Origin of the sequence: Pseudomonas sp. BP01 (assembly GCF_022760795.1) — a bacterium.
Classification (GTDB): domain Bacteria; phylum Pseudomonadota; class Gammaproteobacteria; order Pseudomonadales; family Pseudomonadaceae; genus Aquipseudomonas; species Aquipseudomonas putida_Q.
The window spans coordinates 13,180-29,136 of record NZ_JAFBKA010000052.1; the positions used below are offsets into that span (position 1 = coordinate 13,180).

At 61.9% G+C, this 15,957-nt stretch carries 11 protein-coding genes, 1 tRNA gene and 1 pseudogene; 5 read left to right on the forward strand and 8 right to left on the reverse strand.

The features are described 5' to 3' along the window. Window positions 1–30 precede the first annotated feature (30 nt). The gene (locus JOY50_RS28010) at window positions 31–960 is read left to right on the forward strand and encodes a LysR family transcriptional regulator (protein WP_243056140.1); all 930 of its coding nucleotides are present in this window, start codon (window positions 31–33) and stop codon (window positions 958–960) included. A gap of 41 nt (window positions 961–1,001) precedes the next feature. On the opposite strand, the gene JOY50_RS28015 is transcribed toward JOY50_RS28010, so the two are convergent. From JOY50_RS28015 to JOY50_RS28025, 3 genes are all read right to left on the reverse strand, one after another. Continuing rightward, the gene (locus JOY50_RS28015; protein ID WP_132844451.1) at window positions 1,002–2,288 is read right to left on the reverse strand and encodes an OmpP1/FadL family transporter; all 1,287 of its coding nucleotides are present in this window, start codon (window positions 2,286–2,288) and stop codon (window positions 1,002–1,004) included. 147 nt (window positions 2,289–2,435) lie between these two features. Further along, the gene (locus tag JOY50_RS28020; protein WP_019470175.1) at window positions 2,436–2,918 is read right to left on the reverse strand and encodes a hypothetical protein; all 483 of its coding nucleotides are present in this window, start codon (window positions 2,916–2,918) and stop codon (window positions 2,436–2,438) included. A gap of 249 nt (window positions 2,919–3,167) precedes the next feature. Continuing rightward, window positions 3,168–3,392, reverse strand: a complete 225-nt coding sequence (locus tag JOY50_RS28025; protein WP_019470176.1) for a hypothetical protein — start codon at window positions 3,390–3,392, stop codon at window positions 3,168–3,170. 947 nt (window positions 3,393–4,339) lie between these two features. On the opposite strand from JOY50_RS28025, the pseudogene JOY50_RS28030 reads away from it, so the two are divergent. Both JOY50_RS28030 and rmuC read left to right on the forward strand, forming a co-directional pair. Next, window positions 4,340–4,678: pseudogene (locus tag JOY50_RS28030) on the forward strand (sel1 repeat family protein); the annotation flags it as partial. Between the two features lie 180 nt (window positions 4,679–4,858). After that, a complete protein-coding gene (gene rmuC, locus JOY50_RS28035) occupies window positions 4,859–6,229 on the forward strand; it encodes a DNA recombination protein RmuC (protein WP_165931634.1) in 1,371 nt (456 codons plus the stop codon). On the opposite strand, the gene JOY50_RS28040 is transcribed toward rmuC, so the two are convergent. Next, window positions 6,201–9,680: a hybrid sensor histidine kinase/response regulator gene (locus JOY50_RS28040; protein ID WP_243056141.1), complete on the reverse strand. Its 3,480-nt coding sequence runs from the start codon at window positions 9,678–9,680 to the stop codon at window positions 6,201–6,203. The two genes, rmuC and JOY50_RS28040, sit on opposite strands and share 29 nt — an antisense overlap. A 125-nt stretch (window positions 9,681–9,805) precedes the next feature. Next, complete coding sequence (locus tag JOY50_RS28045) at window positions 9,806–10,984, reverse strand: MFS transporter (protein ID WP_243056142.1); 1,179 nt, start codon at window positions 10,982–10,984, stop codon at window positions 9,806–9,808. A gap of 184 nt (window positions 10,985–11,168) precedes the next feature. Between JOY50_RS28045 and JOY50_RS28050 the strand changes: the two genes are divergently transcribed. Further along, window positions 11,169–13,046, forward strand: coding sequence for a 1-acyl-sn-glycerol-3-phosphate acyltransferase (locus tag JOY50_RS28050; protein ID WP_243056143.1), 1,878 nt, complete (start codon window positions 11,169–11,171; stop codon window positions 13,044–13,046). Between the two features lie 10 nt (window positions 13,047–13,056). On the opposite strand, the gene sugE is transcribed toward JOY50_RS28050, so the two are convergent. The 3 genes from sugE to rdgC form a co-directional block, all read right to left on the reverse strand. Continuing rightward, complete coding sequence (gene sugE, locus JOY50_RS28055) at window positions 13,057–13,374, reverse strand: quaternary ammonium compound efflux SMR transporter SugE (protein WP_016501077.1); 318 nt, start codon at window positions 13,372–13,374, stop codon at window positions 13,057–13,059. Window positions 13,375–13,545: 171 nt separating this feature from the next. Then, entirely contained in the window at window positions 13,546–14,511 is a 966-nt protein-coding gene (locus tag JOY50_RS28060) for a bile acid:sodium symporter family protein (RefSeq protein WP_059396378.1), read from the reverse strand. 183 nt (window positions 14,512–14,694) lie between these two features. Beyond that, on the reverse strand, window positions 14,695–15,615 hold the full coding sequence (gene rdgC, locus JOY50_RS28065; RefSeq protein ID WP_016501075.1) for a recombination-associated protein RdgC: 921 nt from the start codon (window positions 15,613–15,615) through the stop codon (window positions 14,695–14,697). A 215-nt stretch (window positions 15,616–15,830) separates the two neighbouring features. Between rdgC and JOY50_RS28070 the strand changes: the two genes are divergently transcribed. Beyond that, window positions 15,831–15,906, forward strand: a tRNA-Val gene (locus JOY50_RS28070). Window positions 15,907–15,957 lie beyond the last annotated feature (51 nt).

The following is a 15,957-nucleotide window of genomic DNA, read 5'->3' on the forward strand; positions in this document are numbered from 1 at the left end:
AGAGATTCTTACGAATCCAAGAGCTCTCGCATGGACCTGCTCAACGCCATCCGCAGCTTCATCAAGGTGGTCGAGGCCGGCAGCATCGCCGGCGGCGCCCGTAGCCTGGGCCTTAGCCCGGCAGCGGTCAGCCAAAACCTGGCGCGCCTTGAGGGCCATCTGCAGGTGCGCCTGCTCAGCCGTACCACCCGCAGCATGGCGCTGACGCCAGCAGGTACGCAGTACTACGAGTGTGTCAGGCATATCGAACGTGACCTGGCCCTGGCCGAGCAGGCCATCACTACACCAGACAGTGAACCCCAAGGGCGGCTTTGCATAGCCTCCACATCAGCGTTCGGCCGCCATGTGCTAGCGCCACTGATACCCGCCTTCAGTGCCCGCTACCCACTGCTTTCGATAGAGTTGGTAACGACTGATCGCCGCGTCAACCATGCCCGTGAAGACGTCGACGTAAGCCTGCGCATTGCCCCGCAGCTGGAAGACCAGCTGTTGGCCCGGCACATCGCACGAATACCGTTCATTTGCTGTGCCTCGCCCGGGTATTTGCGAAGCGCTGGGGTGCCGGGTTCGCCCGAGGCATTGCGCGATCATCGTTGCCTGGTGTTCCGTTACCCGGTAGATGGGCGGTTTCTGCGCTGGGGCTTCATGCGCGATGGGCTGCGTTTTGAAGCGGAGTTCGGCAGCGTACTGATCAGCGACGACATCGACGCCCTGACTCAGATGGCGCTGCACCATGGAGGTATCACCCGCCTGGCCGAGTTCATGGTGCGACCGCACCTGGCCAGCGGTGCGCTGGTGCCGTTGTTCGAGTACAGCGACAGTGGCCAGGCCTATGCCCAGACCGAACCGATGGATATCTACCTGTGCCTGGCCGACCGATTCGCCATGACCGCAAAAGTGCGTGTGTTCATGGATTATCTACGCGAATGCCTAGGGGACAGTTGGCAGGTACAGGCATGAAAAAACCGCCACAAGGGCGGTTTTCATGGGGTACGTACGAATCAGAAGCGGTATGTGAGGGACGCACCGATACCGTGAGCGCTGTTTTCGTACTTGGCCTGGTAGCTGCCTTTCAACAAGCCCTCTGACTGCGAGCTTGGCAGATTGTTGACCTTGGTGTCTTCTTCCCAAAGGTAGGAATAGGCAACATCGATGGTCATGTCATCATTCGGGCTCCAGCCAGCACCAAAGCTGACCGCTTTACGGTCGCCAGTAGGAATGCGAGGCGAGCGGTCGTGGTTGTTGGTGGGCGACTGGTCAACCGAGAAGCCTGCGCGCAGGGTCCACTCCTTGTTCACCTTGTAAGAAGCACCAATGGCGTGTGCCCAAGTGTCGTGCCAGTTCTGCTCTTCAGTAATGGTCTGCAGCGGATAACCCGCCGGTGCTTCGTTCTTCACAACGATGCTTTCCAGACGGCTCCAGCGAGTCCACGTGCTACCCGCATACAGTGTCCAGTGGTCATCCAGTTCATGTGTGACCGAGAAGTCCACCGACTCTGGCGTCTTGATTTTCAGGCTGGCGTCGAACTTGCCATTCAGACCAAGGGCTGCAACCGGGTAGGAAACACGGGTATCGCCCTCAAGCTTGTAATCGACCATTGAGTGATAGGTCAAGCCCAGGCGGGTCCGGTCCGTAGCTTGTACAAGTACGCCGATGTTGTAACCGATGGCAGTGTCGTCGCCTTTGATCTTGACTTCGCCATCCGGGCCTCCGCCTATGACCGAAGGGAGGGCTGCGCTGCTCAGATTCGAGCCCAGCTCACCTTTGATACGGTTGATAGTTGGGCCAAAGCCGATCGAAATCTTGTCATTGAACGCATAGCTGATGGTCGGCTGGAAGGTGACAACCTCGACCTTGCTCTTCTTGCCCCAGTAACGTGCGGCGTCATCACTCCCATAGTCGGTGATCAGGCCGTATGGCACGTAAACACCAAAGCCAACACTCCAGTGGTCATCGATTGGTTTGACGTAGTAGCCCATGGGCACGCCCACCAACGGAACCATATCGCCATCGGTTTCTCCCCCGAAATTGCTACCACGGCCCGTAATGTCAGTTTTGGCAATGACAGCGGCACCACCCACGGTGACTTGTTCGCGCTTCAAGCGCGACATGCCTGCAGGGTTGCCGTAAACAGTGCTGGCATCATCGGCAGAAGACGAACGTCCCGCAAAACCAGTTCCCATACCGCTGATACTTTGCTCATTCAGCGCGAAGCCCGCAGCAAGCAGTTGGCTGGAAGCAAGCGCAATCGCTACGCCGAGGGAGGTTTTGAGCATTACTTTTTTCATTATTAGAAAACTCCTTGGGATCTCCGGGGCGAAAAGCTACCAACAAATCACGCACCGCGCCATAGCCTCAATCGCAGAAGATAGAGCGGTTTTGTAGGACAATCCGACCAAAATTCCCTTTTTTCCGGTAATGTTGTAGGACGCTTCTTAAGATGCCTGTGGCAATTTCTGATCTATGCAGGTATGCCAGGCATGAGTGAAGTCGCGCAGGCGACCCTGGGGGTGAAAAATCTGACGCCAGATCCGTGCCAGCGCCAACAAGTCGTCAGCCGCGGGCAGTGGCGTGGCCTGCTCTTCGACGAGCATCCAGGCAATGGCTGTGGAATAGCGCAGGTTGACGGTGAGTTCCAGGTGCGGCCCGCCGAGGAAGGCGTGCTGGCTGGCCAGGCCACGCACAAGGCTGGCCAGGTCGGGATCGCGGGCCAGATAATCGTCCCAGAGTGCCTGGTGACGGTGTTCGCCAATGCGGTAAAGGCCGTGGCCACGTCGGTCATGCAGGGCTGACCCGAGTGCCGACTGGCTGGCGGCAATGCCCAGCAACAAGGCTTCGGCGCTGGCGCAGTGACGGTTCAGGTAGACCAGGGTGGGTCGGATCACATACTGACACAATTCATTCGCCGCAATACCCATGATGCCCTCGAGCAATTAAGGGCCGGACGGGCGCTGGAGCTTGGCAGCTTGTGAATGATCAGGCCCGCCGGAAGCGGTAAGTACCGCTCGAGTTGAAGTGTAGTGTGATAATCGTGGTGTAAAGAGCTGTTTTTAAATCGATTGCTGCCTGACGTACCGGGCTATATGCCCGGAGGCAATTAAGCCAAGAACGTTCAGGCAGACTTGCGATGGGGTGATTCAGCGCTTGAATACCGCGGTATTCGCCGCTCACGCGATGAGCGATTGACGGGTCCGCGCGATGACCGCCTGCAGCGGTTCATTGCGGCTGTACTGTTCAGGGTACAGGCGCTCGGTGTGGCAGGCGACGCCGTGTTCGTCTACCAGGGTGAAGCTGAAGCTGCCCTTGCGTGGGGCAACGATAAGGCACTTCAACGGCGAGAAGGCCTGGGAGAGGGTGCCAATGGCAGCCTGAATCTGATGATGAGTTTGCATATTGTTGGAGGTTCCTGCTTTAAACACGGAGGGTATGATCCGTGCATGATAGAAACGTTCCAGTGACGCCTTTATTAAGGGACGAACGAACCTGACTGGAACAAAGCAGCCAGAGAGAGCGCAATCAAATGTGGGCGCTTGGGCTGACTGGTAGGTACTTCGGAAGGCAGGCAGCACACCGGGGCCAAGGTTCTAGGCCGTCGGGTGGAATCCTGATCAATCTGTCACGTGATTCGTGCTTGAGCAGCCTTAGGCTGGCGAGTGAATCATCGAATGGGCCGATCCTGCTTTCAGCAGTGCACTCTTGGGTGGAGTGGGTCTGCAAGGACATTGTGGCCCGAATTGACTTTCAGCTTGGTACTAACGAGGCGCACCTTACCGTAAATGCCGGTGCTTGGCAAGCACTACGTTTGTTCAGGTGAGCCGCACAGTATGGCGCTTATTTGCAGCACTGGGAAGAGGGGGCAAAACGCCCGTATCCGGGCGGATGTGCCCATTTCGAGCACTCAAATGAAGGTTAATGGTGCACTTGTTCACATTCGGGGCAGCAGTTGTAACAGGCCGGCAACACGCCGCAACCGGCTCGCCAATGCCTTGACTGGGCGGTTAAGTCAATGAAAAAAAACACTATTTTTAGCTGGTGAAAAAATCGTCAGTTTGAGACAAAGCCCCAATTCACGGGGCTTTGCGGGGTGTGTGAGAGGGTTGTCCACCGAGTTATCCACAGGAACTGTGGATTGTCCCGCGCGCTTGCTCTAGAACGGGCGTGCCAGCATTGCAGTTGACTGTCCGACAATCTACATGCCCCGACAGACCGGCTGGTCATCCACTCGAAAACGTCAAGAAAAGATCATTGAATTTTTTTTCAATCCTCCAGAAATCCACAAGTCACGGCGGAAAAAAAAGAGTAGAGTGGCGCGCCTTTCGAGTTGCCAAGCCTGTTGCTCATGAGTTTTCGCGGTAAACACCTCGCCAGCCCCGCTGCATCGACGACGCCTCCCAAACGCTTTTCCTTGAAAGTTGCCTTGTGGCTGCTCGACAACCCGCACCTGGGCGACAAGCCCCAGGTCAAGCACCTTGCCGGGCGCCTGCTGAAGCAGCCGGCGCGTCAGGGCGTGGTGGTGGCACAGAGCCGCTTGGGGCAGATGCTGTGCCGCGATTGCGGCAATGCCCGCGACCGGCGTATTGGCCATGAACTGCTGCGCCAGGCAGCGCGCGCCGGTGATCGGCGAGCACAGCTGGAGTATGCGCGGCTGTGCCAGAACAACGAACCGGACCAGGCGAAGTAATGCTCCGACAAGCCCCGTGCTGATAAGCTGCACTCAATTTGCAACAGCGTAATCGGGGTAAGCATGACAGTGGATCTGGCCAGCATTCTGCTGGGCTTGGTGGCAGGTGCTTTACCTTGCCTGGTGTGGGTCATGCAGGTGCAGCGTCGCCAGGGCGCACGGCAAGGCGAGCAGGCCTTGCTCGAAGAGCGCCTCAACGCAGCACAACTGACACTGGCTGGCCTGCAGGCGCAGCTGGAGGCCAGCCGCGACGAAGTCAGCGACCTCAGCGAAGCCAACACCGTCAAGCAGGCCCAGCTGGCCGCCCAAGGCCGTGAACTGGAGCTGCTGCAGATCGACCGCGACAACGCCCGTGACGCTGCCCACGCCTGGAGCCTGGAGCGCGCCAACCGTGAAGCCGAGCTGCGTCGTCTGGAGGCGCAGGCCGCGCGTCTGGAGGCCGAACTGCGTGAGCAGCAGGAAAGCCATCAGCAGCGCCTGGAAGACCTGCAGGAAGCCCGCGACACCCTGCGCGCCCAGTTCGCCGACATGGCCACCAAAATTTTCGACGAGCGCGAGCAACGCTTCGCACAAACCAGCCAGCAGCACCTGGGGCAGTTGCTCGACCCGCTCAAGGAACGCATTCAGTCCTTTGAAAAGCGCGTGGAAGAAAGCTATCAGCAGGAAGCCCGCGAACGCTTTTCCCTGGGCAAAGAGCTTGAGCGACTGCAACAGCTCAACCTGCGCCTTTCCGACGAAGCCACCAACTTGACCCAGGCCCTGAAAGGCCAGAAAACCCAGGGCAACTGGGGCGAGCTGATTCTTGAACGCGTGCTGGAACATGCCGGCCTGGAAAAAGGCCGCGAATACCAGACCCAAGTGAGCCTCAAGAGCGCTGACGGCGAGCGTTTCCAGCCCGATGTGCTGATCATGTTGCCTGGCGACAAACAGGTGGTGGTGGATGCCAAGGTCAGCCTTACGGCGTACCAGCAGTTTGTCGCCAGCAATGACGAGGCCGCGCTCAAGCAGCACGTGCAGTCGCTGCGCAGCCACGTCAAAGGCTTGTCGAGCAAGGACTACAACCGCCTCGAAGGCCTGCACAGCCTGGATTTCGTGCTGCTGTTCGTGCCCATCGAAGCGGCCTTTTCTGCGGCCTTGCAGGCCGAGCCGAACCTGTTCCAGGAAGCTTTCGACCGGCATATCGTGATCGTCAGCCCTACCACCCTGCTGGCTACCTTGCGGGTGATCGACAGCCTGTGGAAGCAGGAGCGCCAGGGCCAGAATGCCCGGGAAATCGCCGAGCGTGCCGGCTGGCTGTACGACAAGTTCGTGCTGTTCATTCAGGACCTGGACGAGCTCGGCAGCCGGCTGCAGCAAGTGGACAAGGCCTATGCTGCTGCCCGTAACAAGCTGTGCGAAGGGCGCGGCAACCTGGTCAGCCGCAGCGAACAGCTGAAGCTGCTGGGGGCCCGCGCCAGCAAGAGCCTGCCGGCAGACTTGCTGGAGCGGGCGCTGTCCGATGAGGTGCCGGATGCAGCGGTTACTGAACCTGGCTCAGATGGCGGTTGAGCATGGCGCGCAGGGCCGCCGGCTTGACCGGTTTGGCCAGGTAATCCAGGCCTGACGCATGCACCATGGCGATGGTTTCTTTGCTGCCGTCGGCGCTGATCACCACGCCTGGTACCGGTTCACCCAGGCGCGCACGTAGCCAGCCCATCAGCCCGGTGCCGGTCTCGCCGTCATCCAGGTGGTAGTCCACCAGTGCCAGGTGCGGGCGCATGCCCTTGGCCAGCAAGGCTTCGCATTCGGCCTGGTTGCGCGCGGTCCATACCTGGCAGCCCCAGCGGCTGAGCAGGCTGTTCATGCCAATCAGGATGCTGTCTTCGTTGTCCACGCACAGCACGTGCAGCCCGGCCAGTGGCTGACCGCCCTGTTGTTCCGCGGGGGCGCTTGGCGCCGGGGCGGCCTGGCGGGCAATCGGCACGCTCACGCGGAACACCGTGCCTTTGCCCGGCCACGAGCGGACTTCCAGCGGGTGCCCCAGCACCCGGCACAGGCCGTCGGCAATCGCCAGGCCCAGGCCCAGGCCTTTTTCGGCGCGTGTCTGGTGGCTGTCCAGGCGCTTGAACTCCTGGAAGATCACTTGCAGCTTGTCGTCGGCGATGCCCGGCCCACGGTCCCACACCTCCAGCCACAGGCGCTCGCCTTGGCGGCGTGCGCCCAGCAGGATCGGGCTCTTGCCGTAGCGCAGGGCATTGGTGAGGAAGTTCTGCAGTACCCGACGCAGCAGCTTCATGTCGCTGTCCACCCGCAGGCGGCTACCACGCAGGCGGAACTCCAGGCCTTTCTCGGCCGCCAGTACCTTGAACTCGGCGCCCAGCGTGTCAAACAGTTCGTTGAGGGCGAAGGGCTTGGCGTCTGGGGTAATCTTGCCGTTTTCCAGGCGCGAGATGTCCAGCAGGTCGCTGATCAGCTCTTCGGCCGAGCGCAGCGAACTGTCCATGTGCTGTACCAATTGCTGGGCCTCTTCGTTCATGCCTTCGGCCTGCTGCGACAAGGCGGCGGAGAACAGCCGAGCGGCGTTCAGGGGTTGCATCAGGTCGTGGCTGACCGCCGCCAGGAAGCGGGTCTTGGACTTGCTTACCGCTTCGGCCTGGCTCTTGGCTTCGGACAACGCCTGGTTCAGTTGTGACAGTTCGTGGGTGCGCTCGGCCACCCGTTGCTCCAGGCCTTCGTTGGCATCGCGCAGGGCCTGCTCGGCCTCTCGGAACGGGGTGATGTCGGTGAAGCTCATGACGAAGCCGCCCCCCGGCATCGGGTTGCCGATCAGCTCGATTACCCGGCCATTGGGGAACAGCCGTTCGGAAGAATGCGCGCGGCCTTGGCGCATCCAGTGCAGGCGCCGCGCCACATGCACCTGCGCTTCGCCCGGGCCGCACAGGCCGCGCTCGGCGTTGTAGCGGATGATGTCGGCAATCGGCCGGCCCACGCTTATCAGCCCGTCGGGGTAGTTGAACAGCTCCAGGTAGCGACGGTTCCAGGCCACCAGGTGCAGGCTCTGGTCGACCACGCTGATGCCCTGGTTGATGTTCTCGATGGCGCCTTGCAGCAGCGCGCGGTTGAACTGCAGCACCTCGCTGGCTTCGTCGGCAATGCGTACCACGTCTTCCAGCTGCATGTCGCGGCCTTCGATGGCGGCCTTGACCACGGCGCGGGTCGACGAGGTTCCGAGCACCCCGGCCAGCAGGCGTTCGGTGTGCTCGATCCAGTCGCCGTCGGCATTCTGGTTGGGGTTGAAGCCCTTGCCCTGGCGATAGGCGAAGCGGATGAAGCTCTGCCGGGCGCGTTCCTCGCCGACAAAACGCGAGGCCAGGGTCAGCAGGTCGTCGATCTGCACTGCCAGCAGTGGTTTGCTGCTGGGGCGGGCGCTGGTTTGCTGGCCGATGAAGCGGCCGGCCTGCCAGTGTTCGGAAACCCGTGTGCGCGACAGTACCGAGACCCAGGCGAACAGGGTGAAGTTGCCTGCCAGCGACAGCACCACCCCCTGGGTCAGCGGGCTGATCGGCAGGCCCAGCGGGTTGCCGTGTAGCCATGCCAGCCCTGGGAACAGCTGCAGCGACCAGCCCAGGCTATGCGCGGCAATCGGCAGGACCAAGGTGTAGAACCACAGGAAGATGCCTGCCGCGAGGCCGGCGAACACGCCGCGACGGTTGGCCTGCTTCCAGTACAGCGCGCCGAGCATGGCCGGGGTGAGCTGGGTGACGGCGGCGAAGGCGATCTGGCCGATGGTCGCCAGGCTGGCGGTAGAGCCCAGCAGGCGGTAGCTGACGTAGGCCAGCAGCAGGATCACCACAATGGTTACCCGGCGCACCGAGAGCATCCAGTGGCGGAACGCCTCGAATGGCCGCTCGGCGTTGTTACGCCGCAGCAGCCAGGGCAGCAGCATGTCGTTGGAGACCATGGTCGACAGTGCCACCGCCTCGACGATAACCATGCCGGTGGCCGCCGAAGCGCCGCCAATGAATGCCAGCAGGGCCAGGCTCGGGTGCGCCTCGGCCAACGGCAGGCTGATGACGAACGAGTCGGAGATCACCGTGCCCGGCAGCAGCATCTGCCCGGCCAGGGCAATCGGCACCACGAACAGCGCGGCCAGCGCCAGGTACATCGGAAACACCCAGCGCGCCAGGCGCATGTCCTGGGGTTCGATGTTCTCTACCACGGTGACGTGGAACTGCCTTGGCAGGCAGATGATCGCCATCATCGCCACCGCGGTTTGCACCACCATCGACGGCCAGTTGATGGTCTCTTGCCAATAGTCCTGCAAGTGGATCGACTGGCGTGCCTGGCTGAACAGGTCGTCGAAGCCGTCATACAGGTTGAACACCACGAAAATGCCCACGGCCAGGAAGGCCAGCAACTTGATCAGCGATTCGAAGGCAATCGCCAGGACCATGCCACGGTGGTGTTCGGTCACGTCCAGGCTGCGGGTGCCGAACACGATGGCAAACAGTGCCAGCACCAGGGATACCACCAGCGCGGTGTCCTGCACGCGGGTGCCGGTGGCGTCTGCGTTGGCCCCGATCAGCAGGTTGACGCCCAGCACGATGCCTTTGAGCTGCAAGGCAATGTACGGCAACACGCCGACCAGGCAGATCAGCGCCACCACTACCGCCAGGGTTTGCGACTTGCCATAACGTGCGGCAATGAAGTCGGCGATTGAGGTGATGTTCTGCTGTTTGCTGATCAGCACCATCTTCTGCAGCACCCAGGGCGCGAAGATCAGCAGCAGCACCGGGCCCAGGTAGATCGGCAGGAATGCCCAGAGCTGTTCGGCGGCCTGACCGACCGCGCCGAAGAAGGTCCAGCTGGTGCAGTACACGGCCAGCGACAGGCTGTACACCCAGGCACGCAGCTTCGGCGGCAACGGCGTGCTGCGGCGGTCGCCATAGAAGGCGATGGCGAACATGACGGCCATATAGGCCAGGGCGACCACGGCGATCAGCCCGCTGGACAACGACATGAAGACTCCGAAGCAAAAAAGATAACGCGGTCCCGATCAACCAGTCTGGCACGCAGGTGCCGCTTCGTCAGCGCAGACGATGGTTGTAGGCGCGAGCTTGCTCGCGATTGATCTGAAACAAAACATCAATTTTTTCGGGTACCCAACCCATAAAACACCCCCGCCAGCAACACCGACAACACCAGCAGGTAGAAGATTGCTCCCGGCCACAGGTGCACCAGCGCAAACCCCACCATCACCGGCCCCAGCGCCGCGCCGAGGTTGGACAGGTTCTGCGCACCGTAATACACCCCGCGCAAATGCTCTGGCGCGATCAGGTCGATGAACATGTACTCGGCAGGGATCACGATGATCTCGCCCAGGGTGAACACCAGCATCGCCAGGCACCACGCCAGCACCGAGCCTGCCAGCGAAAAGCCCAGCAGCCCGGCGATGAACAGGGCCATGCCGGCCAGCAACCAGGGCATCAGGTGCTGGCGGCTGATGCGCCGGCCAATCAGGTACTGCAGGGCAATCACCGTCACTGCGTTGGTGGTCACCAGATAGCCAACCAGCCGCGCTGCCTCGGCCGGGCAGGTGGTGACCACCAGGTACTGCGACAGGTAGGCGGTGAACTGGCCGAACACCACCGCGCTCAGCACCCCGCCCAGGGTGAAATACACCAGCCGGCGATCACGCGCCAGCCCCAGCGCCACCTGGCCGAAGCCGGCCGCAGGCTTGTCCGGTGCGCTCGCCTGCAGGTCACGGTCGCCAAGGCGCCAGTAGGCCAGGCACATGCCCAGGCCAAGCAGGGCCGAGGCGATGAACGGCATGTGGTCGTCCAGTTCCAGCATGGCGACCCCCAACAGCGGGCCGGCGGCGTAGCCGACGTTGCTGAGGGTGTACTTGATGGCGAACACCTCGGCCCGCTCTTCCACGGGCAGCAAGGCACAGAAGCCTGCCTTGGCGGCAATGTCGACGACTGCCAGCGCCAGGTTGATCAGCACCAGGCACAAGAAGAACAACAGCGCCGAGCCGCTGACGACCGCGCCGACGAACGCCAGGGCGAACAGCAGGGTGCTGGCGCTGACCAGTGTGTGGTTGCGCAAGGTGTCGACCAGGTGCCCGCCATACAGGCTCAGCAGCGAGGCGATGATCAGCGCGCCACCGATCAGCAGGCCGATCTGGCTGATCGGCAGCTGGAAGTTGTCGGCCAGGTACACCACCAGGTAGGGCAGGGTGAGGGCGCGGGCGACCGTGAGGGTGAAGGTGGTCAGCAGCAGCAGGCGTACGGTGTGCGGGTAGCGTTTCAGGGCGGCGAGCATTACCACGTCCTTGTTGTTCTGGTTTGCCGAGCACAAGCATAAGCCACATACGGCACCTGCAGGAGCGTCCCGGCTGCTTCTGCAAAAAGCGTGTAGGCTTGCCAGCCAAGGCATTTCCCATGCAGATTTGTGGCCTGACGTGCCCGGCGCGCCTCCAATTGAAAAGCCCTCAGGACCAAGGACGATGAGTCACTCCTCGCAATTCACCTTGCTCGGCAAGCGGCGTTTCCTGCCGTTTTTCATCACCCAGTCGCTGGGTGCCTTCAACGACAACCTGTTCAAGCAATCGCTGATCCTGGCGATCCTGTTCAAGCTCAGCCTGGGTGACGGTGACCGTTCGATCTGGGTCAACCTGTGCGCCTTGCTGTTCATCCTGCCGTTCTTTCTGTTTTCGGCGCTGGGCGGGCAGTTTGGCGAGAAGTTCGCCAAGGACGCGCTGATCCGTGCGATCAAGCTGGCCGAGATCGTCATCATGGCCATCGGTGCGCTCGGCTTCATCACCAACCACCTGGCGCTGATGCTGGTGGCGCTGTTCGGCATGGGAACCCACTCGGCGCTGTTCGGGCCGGTGAAGTACTCGATCCTGCCGCAGGCCCTGCGCGAGGAGGAACTGGTCGGCGGTAACGGGCTGGTGGAAACCGGCACGTTCCTCGCCATCCTGGCCGGCACCATTGGCGCCGGGGTCATGATGTCGGCCGACAGCTACGCCACGGTGGTGGCGGGTGGGGTGGTCGGCACTGCGGTGCTCGGCTACCTGGCCAGCCGCTGGATCCCGCGGGCCGCTGCCGCCTCGCCGAACATGCCGCTGGACTGGAACATCTTCCGGCAGTCGTGGGCGATCCTGCGCATGGGCCTGGGGCAGACGCCCGCGGTGTCGCGCTCGATCGTGGGTAACTCGTGGTTCTGGTTTGTCGGTGCCATCTACCTCACGCAGATCCCGGCCTACGCCAAGGACTGGCTGCACGGCGATGGCACGGTGGTGACCCTGGTGCTGACCCTGTTCTCGGTGGGCATCGCCCTGGGTTCGCTGTTGTGCGAACGGCTCAGCGGGCGCAAGGTTGAGATCGGCCTGGTGCCGTTCGGCTCGTTCGGCCTGACCTTGTTCGGCCTGCTGTGGTGGTGGCACTCCGGCGATGTGCCGGCTGCAGCGGCGCCGCATGACTGGCTGGCGCTGCTGGGCATGAGCCAGGCCTGGTGGATCCTGCTGTCGATTGTCGGCCTTGGCGTGTTCGGTGGCTTCTATATCGTGCCGCTGTATGCGCTGATCCAGGCCCGCACGGCCGAAGACCAGCGTGCTCGGGTGATTGCGGCCAACAACATCCTCAACGCCTTGTTCATGGTGGTGTCAGCGGTGCTCACCATCATCCTGCTGGGCCTGGCCGAGCTGAGCATCCCGCAGCTGTTCCTGGTGGTGTCGCTGCTTAATATCGCGGTCAATGCCTACATCTTCAGGATCGTGCCCGAGTTCACCATGCGCTTCCTGATCTGGTTGCTCAGCCATTCGATGTACCGCGTGCAGCACCGCGACCTTGAACGCATCCCTGACGAAGGCGCGGCGCTGCTGGTGTGCAACCACGTCTCGTTCGTTGATGCATTGCTGCTGGGCGGGGCAATCCGCCGGCCGATCCGCTTTGTGATGTATTACAAGATCTACAACCTGCCAGTGCTCAACTTCGTGTTCCGCACCGCAGGCGCCATCCCGATTGCCGGGCGCAACGAAGACCCCGCCACATACGAACGTGCGTTCGCGCGCATTGCCAAGTACCTGGCCGATGGTGAGCTGGTGTGCATATTCCCGGAGGGCAAGTTGACCGGCGATGGTGAGATCGATGTGTTCAAGGGCGGCGTCAACCGCATCCTCGAAGAAACACCGGTGCCGGTGATCCCGCTGGCTTTGCAGGGCCTGTGGGGCAGCTTCTTCAGCCGTGACCCGGCCAAGGGCTTTTTCAGGCGCCTGTGGTCGCGGGTAACCATCGTGGCGGGTGCCGCTATCCCGGTGGAGGCAGCGCAGCCTGAGCTGTTGCGCGAGCAGGTCAGCCGCTTGCGCGGTGACCTGCGCTAGACGAGAGGGGTCAGCTGGCGCTGACTTTAAGGCCGACCAGGCCGCAGATGATCAGCGCCACACTGACCAGCCGCACCAGGGCCATGGACTCGCCAAACAGTATGATCCCGGCGATGACGGTGCCGACCGCGCCAACGCCGGTCCAGATGGCATAGGCGGTGCCCAGCGGCAGTTCTTTCATGGCCAGGCCCAGCAGGCCCAGGCTGATGACCATGGCGCCGACCGTGAGTACGGTGGGAATCGGTTTGCTGAAGCCGTCGGTGTATTTCAGGCCGACGGCCCAGCCGACCTCGAACAGGCCGGCGAAGAACAGGATGATCCAGGACATGAGTGTGTCTCCATCGTTTGAATGATGGGGCCGTCCCCGGAATGGTCACGCGGTGCGTCGTGAGGCCGTCCTCACAGTGGGCAATATGGTGCCTATCTGCAGCCTTCAGGGCAAGTCAGTGTGATCCCTGTGGGAGCGGGTTTACCCGCGAAGAGGCCAGCACAGGCACCATCAGTGCCTGGCCGGTTCCGCTTCTTCAGGTTCAACCGCAGGCTCATCCATCCGCCGGAACCAGGTCGACAGCAGTGCCCCGGAAATATTGTGCCAAACACTGAACAACGCACTGGGCACTGCCGCCAATGGCGAAAAGTGCGCCGCAGCCAGCGCCGCCCCCAGCCCGGAGTTCTGCATCCCCACCTCCAGCGCCAGCGACTTGCGTTGGGCCAGCGGCAACTTGCACAGCTTGCCGGTCAGGTACCCCAGCAAATAACCAAAGCTGTTGTGCAGCATCACCACCGCCATGATCAACAGCCCCGACTCGGCGATTTTCGCCTGGCTGGCTGCCACCACCGCGCACACGATCATCACGATGCTCACCACCGACACCAGCGGCAGTACCTGCACCGCCGCCTGCACCCGCGCACCGAGCAGGCGCTGGGCCAGCACACCGAGCACGATCGGCAGCATCACCAACTGCAGGATCGACCAGAACATGTCCATGAAGGACACCGGCAACCAGGCCGACGCCAGGAACCAGATCAGCGCCGGGGTCAGCAGCGGTGCCAGCAGCGTGGTGACTGCAGCAATCGCCACGGCCAGCGCCAGGTCCCCGCGTGACAGCCACACCATCACGTTTGATGCCGTGCCGCTCGGGCAGCAACCGACCAGGATCACGCCCACGGCAATTTCCGGCGGCAGGTGGAACAGCTGGCACAGCAGCCAGGCCATGCCCGGCATGATCACGAAGTGCGCGACAACGCCCAGCATCACCCGCCAAGGTTGGCGGGCGAGGGCGGCGAAGTCGTCGAGTTTGAGGGTGAGGCCCATGCCGAACATCACCAGGCCCAGCAGCGGCACGATGGCGACCTTCAAGGCGATGAACCATTGCGGTTGCAAAAAGGCCAGCACAGCAAACACCAGCACCCACAGGGCGAAGGTATTGCCGACGAAGCGGCTTAAGGCGGCGAGGGCACGCATGGGGCAATTCCTTTTCTACTTATAGCGTTGTGAATTTCCACGGGCCTGTCGCCGGCAAGCCAGCTCCCACAGGTGCGCCACAGGTTCTGAAAACCGTGGCGTACCTGTGGGAGCTGGCTTGCCGGCGACAGGGCCGGTGCAGGCAAAAGGGCTTTCAGGCCTGCACTGGCATCTCAAGACACATCAGACCCCTTGCGGAATCTCCTCCCCACCCAGCGCCTCGAACAGCACCGGCAGGAACTCGGTAAAGGTCATCATCATCAGCAGGAAGCTGGCATCGAACTGTTGCGCCGCCTCATCGCCACCGTCCTGCTCGGCCTGCTCCTGCAGCAGCTCTTCGAACTTCAGGCGCTTGATCACCATCTTGTCGTCCAGAATGAACGACAGCTTGTCCTGCCAGGCCAGGGCCAGCTGGGTTACCACCTTGCCAGTGCTCAGGTGCAGCTGGATTTCTTCGCCGGTCAGGTCCTGGCGCTTGCAACGCACGATGCCGCCGTCTTCGGCGGTGTCACGCAGTTCGCACTCGTCCAGTACATAGAAGCCTTCGGCGGTTTGCTGCGACTTGACCCAATCGGTCATGGTGGCGGTTGGTGCAATTTTCACCGTGGCCGGGCGCACCGGCAGCGAGCCCATCACTTCACGCAGGGTGGACAGCAGGTCTTCGGCACGCTTGGCGCTGGCCGAGTTGACCAGGATCACACCCAGACGCGGGGCGATGGCGGCGAAGATCATCGAGCGGCGGATGAACGCACGCGGCAAGAAGGCCTGGATGATCTCGTCCTTGATCTGGTCGCGTTCTTTTTTATAGACCTTGCGCATTTGCTCGGTCTCGATCTCTTCGACCTTTTCCTTGACCGCGTCGTTGACCACGCTGCTCGGCAGGATGCGTTCTTCCTTGCGTGCGGCAATCAGCAGGAACTCGCCGCTGACATGCACCAGGGGAGCGTCTTCGCCTTTGCCGAACGGCGCGACGAAACCGTAGGTGGTCAGCTCCTGGCTGGCGCAGGGGCGGGCCGGCTTGCTGGCCAGTGCGGCTTCCAGCGCTTCAGGCTCGAACGGGACTTCCTGGGTCAGGCGGTAGGTCAGCAGGTTCTTGAACCACATGAGGGGTAACTCTCCTTAATGCATAAGGCGGGCATTATTCTCCGAGCGGAGCTCTGAGGCCAACCCTGTCAGAGGGCCAGCAGTGGCTTATGCGGGAAAGAAACACCCGACAACGCTAGGCCTTTGAAAGGCTTGAAGTTTTTTTTGAAAAAAGTTTAAAAAGTGCTTGCCAGGGTGCGGGGGCGTCCGTAGAATGCGCGCCACACCGAGACGAAGGGTGATTAGCTCAGCCGGGAGAGCATCTGCCTTACAAGCAGAGGGTCGGCGGTTCGATCCCGTCATCACCCACCACTCGATGTATAGCGCAGCGGTAGTTCAGTCGGTTAGAATACCGGCCTGTCA

Bases quoted from the DNA above. Each gene is read 5' to 3' on its own strand.
- JOY50_RS28010 (WP_243056140.1), top strand. From the start codon at position 31: ATGGACCTGCTCAACGCCATCCGCAGCTTCATCAAGGTGGTCGAGGCC.
- JOY50_RS28015 (WP_132844451.1), bottom strand. From the start codon at position 2,288: ATGAAAAAAGTAATGCTCAAAACCTCCCTCGGCGTAGCGATTGCGCTT.
- JOY50_RS28020 (WP_019470175.1), bottom strand. From the start codon at position 2,918: ATGGGTATTGCGGCGAATGAATTGTGTCAGTATGTGATCCGACCCACC.
- JOY50_RS28025 (WP_019470176.1), bottom strand. From the start codon at position 3,392: ATGCAAACTCATCATCAGATTCAGGCTGCCATTGGCACCCTCTCCCAG.
- JOY50_RS28040 (WP_243056141.1), bottom strand. From the start codon at position 9,680: ATGTCGTTGTCCAGCGGGCTGATCGCCGTGGTCGCCCTGGCCTATATG.
- JOY50_RS28045 (WP_243056142.1), bottom strand. From the start codon at position 10,984: ATGCTCGCCGCCCTGAAACGCTACCCGCACACCGTACGCCTGCTGCTG.
- JOY50_RS28050 (WP_243056143.1), top strand. From the start codon at position 11,169: ATGAGTCACTCCTCGCAATTCACCTTGCTCGGCAAGCGGCGTTTCCTG.
- sugE (WP_016501077.1), bottom strand. From the start codon at position 13,374: ATGTCCTGGATCATCCTGTTCTTCGCCGGCCTGTTCGAGGTCGGCTGG.
- JOY50_RS28060 (WP_059396378.1), bottom strand. From the start codon at position 14,511: ATGCGTGCCCTCGCCGCCTTAAGCCGCTTCGTCGGCAATACCTTCGCC.
- rdgC (WP_016501075.1), bottom strand. From the start codon at position 15,615: ATGTGGTTCAAGAACCTGCTGACCTACCGCCTGACCCAGGAAGTCCCG.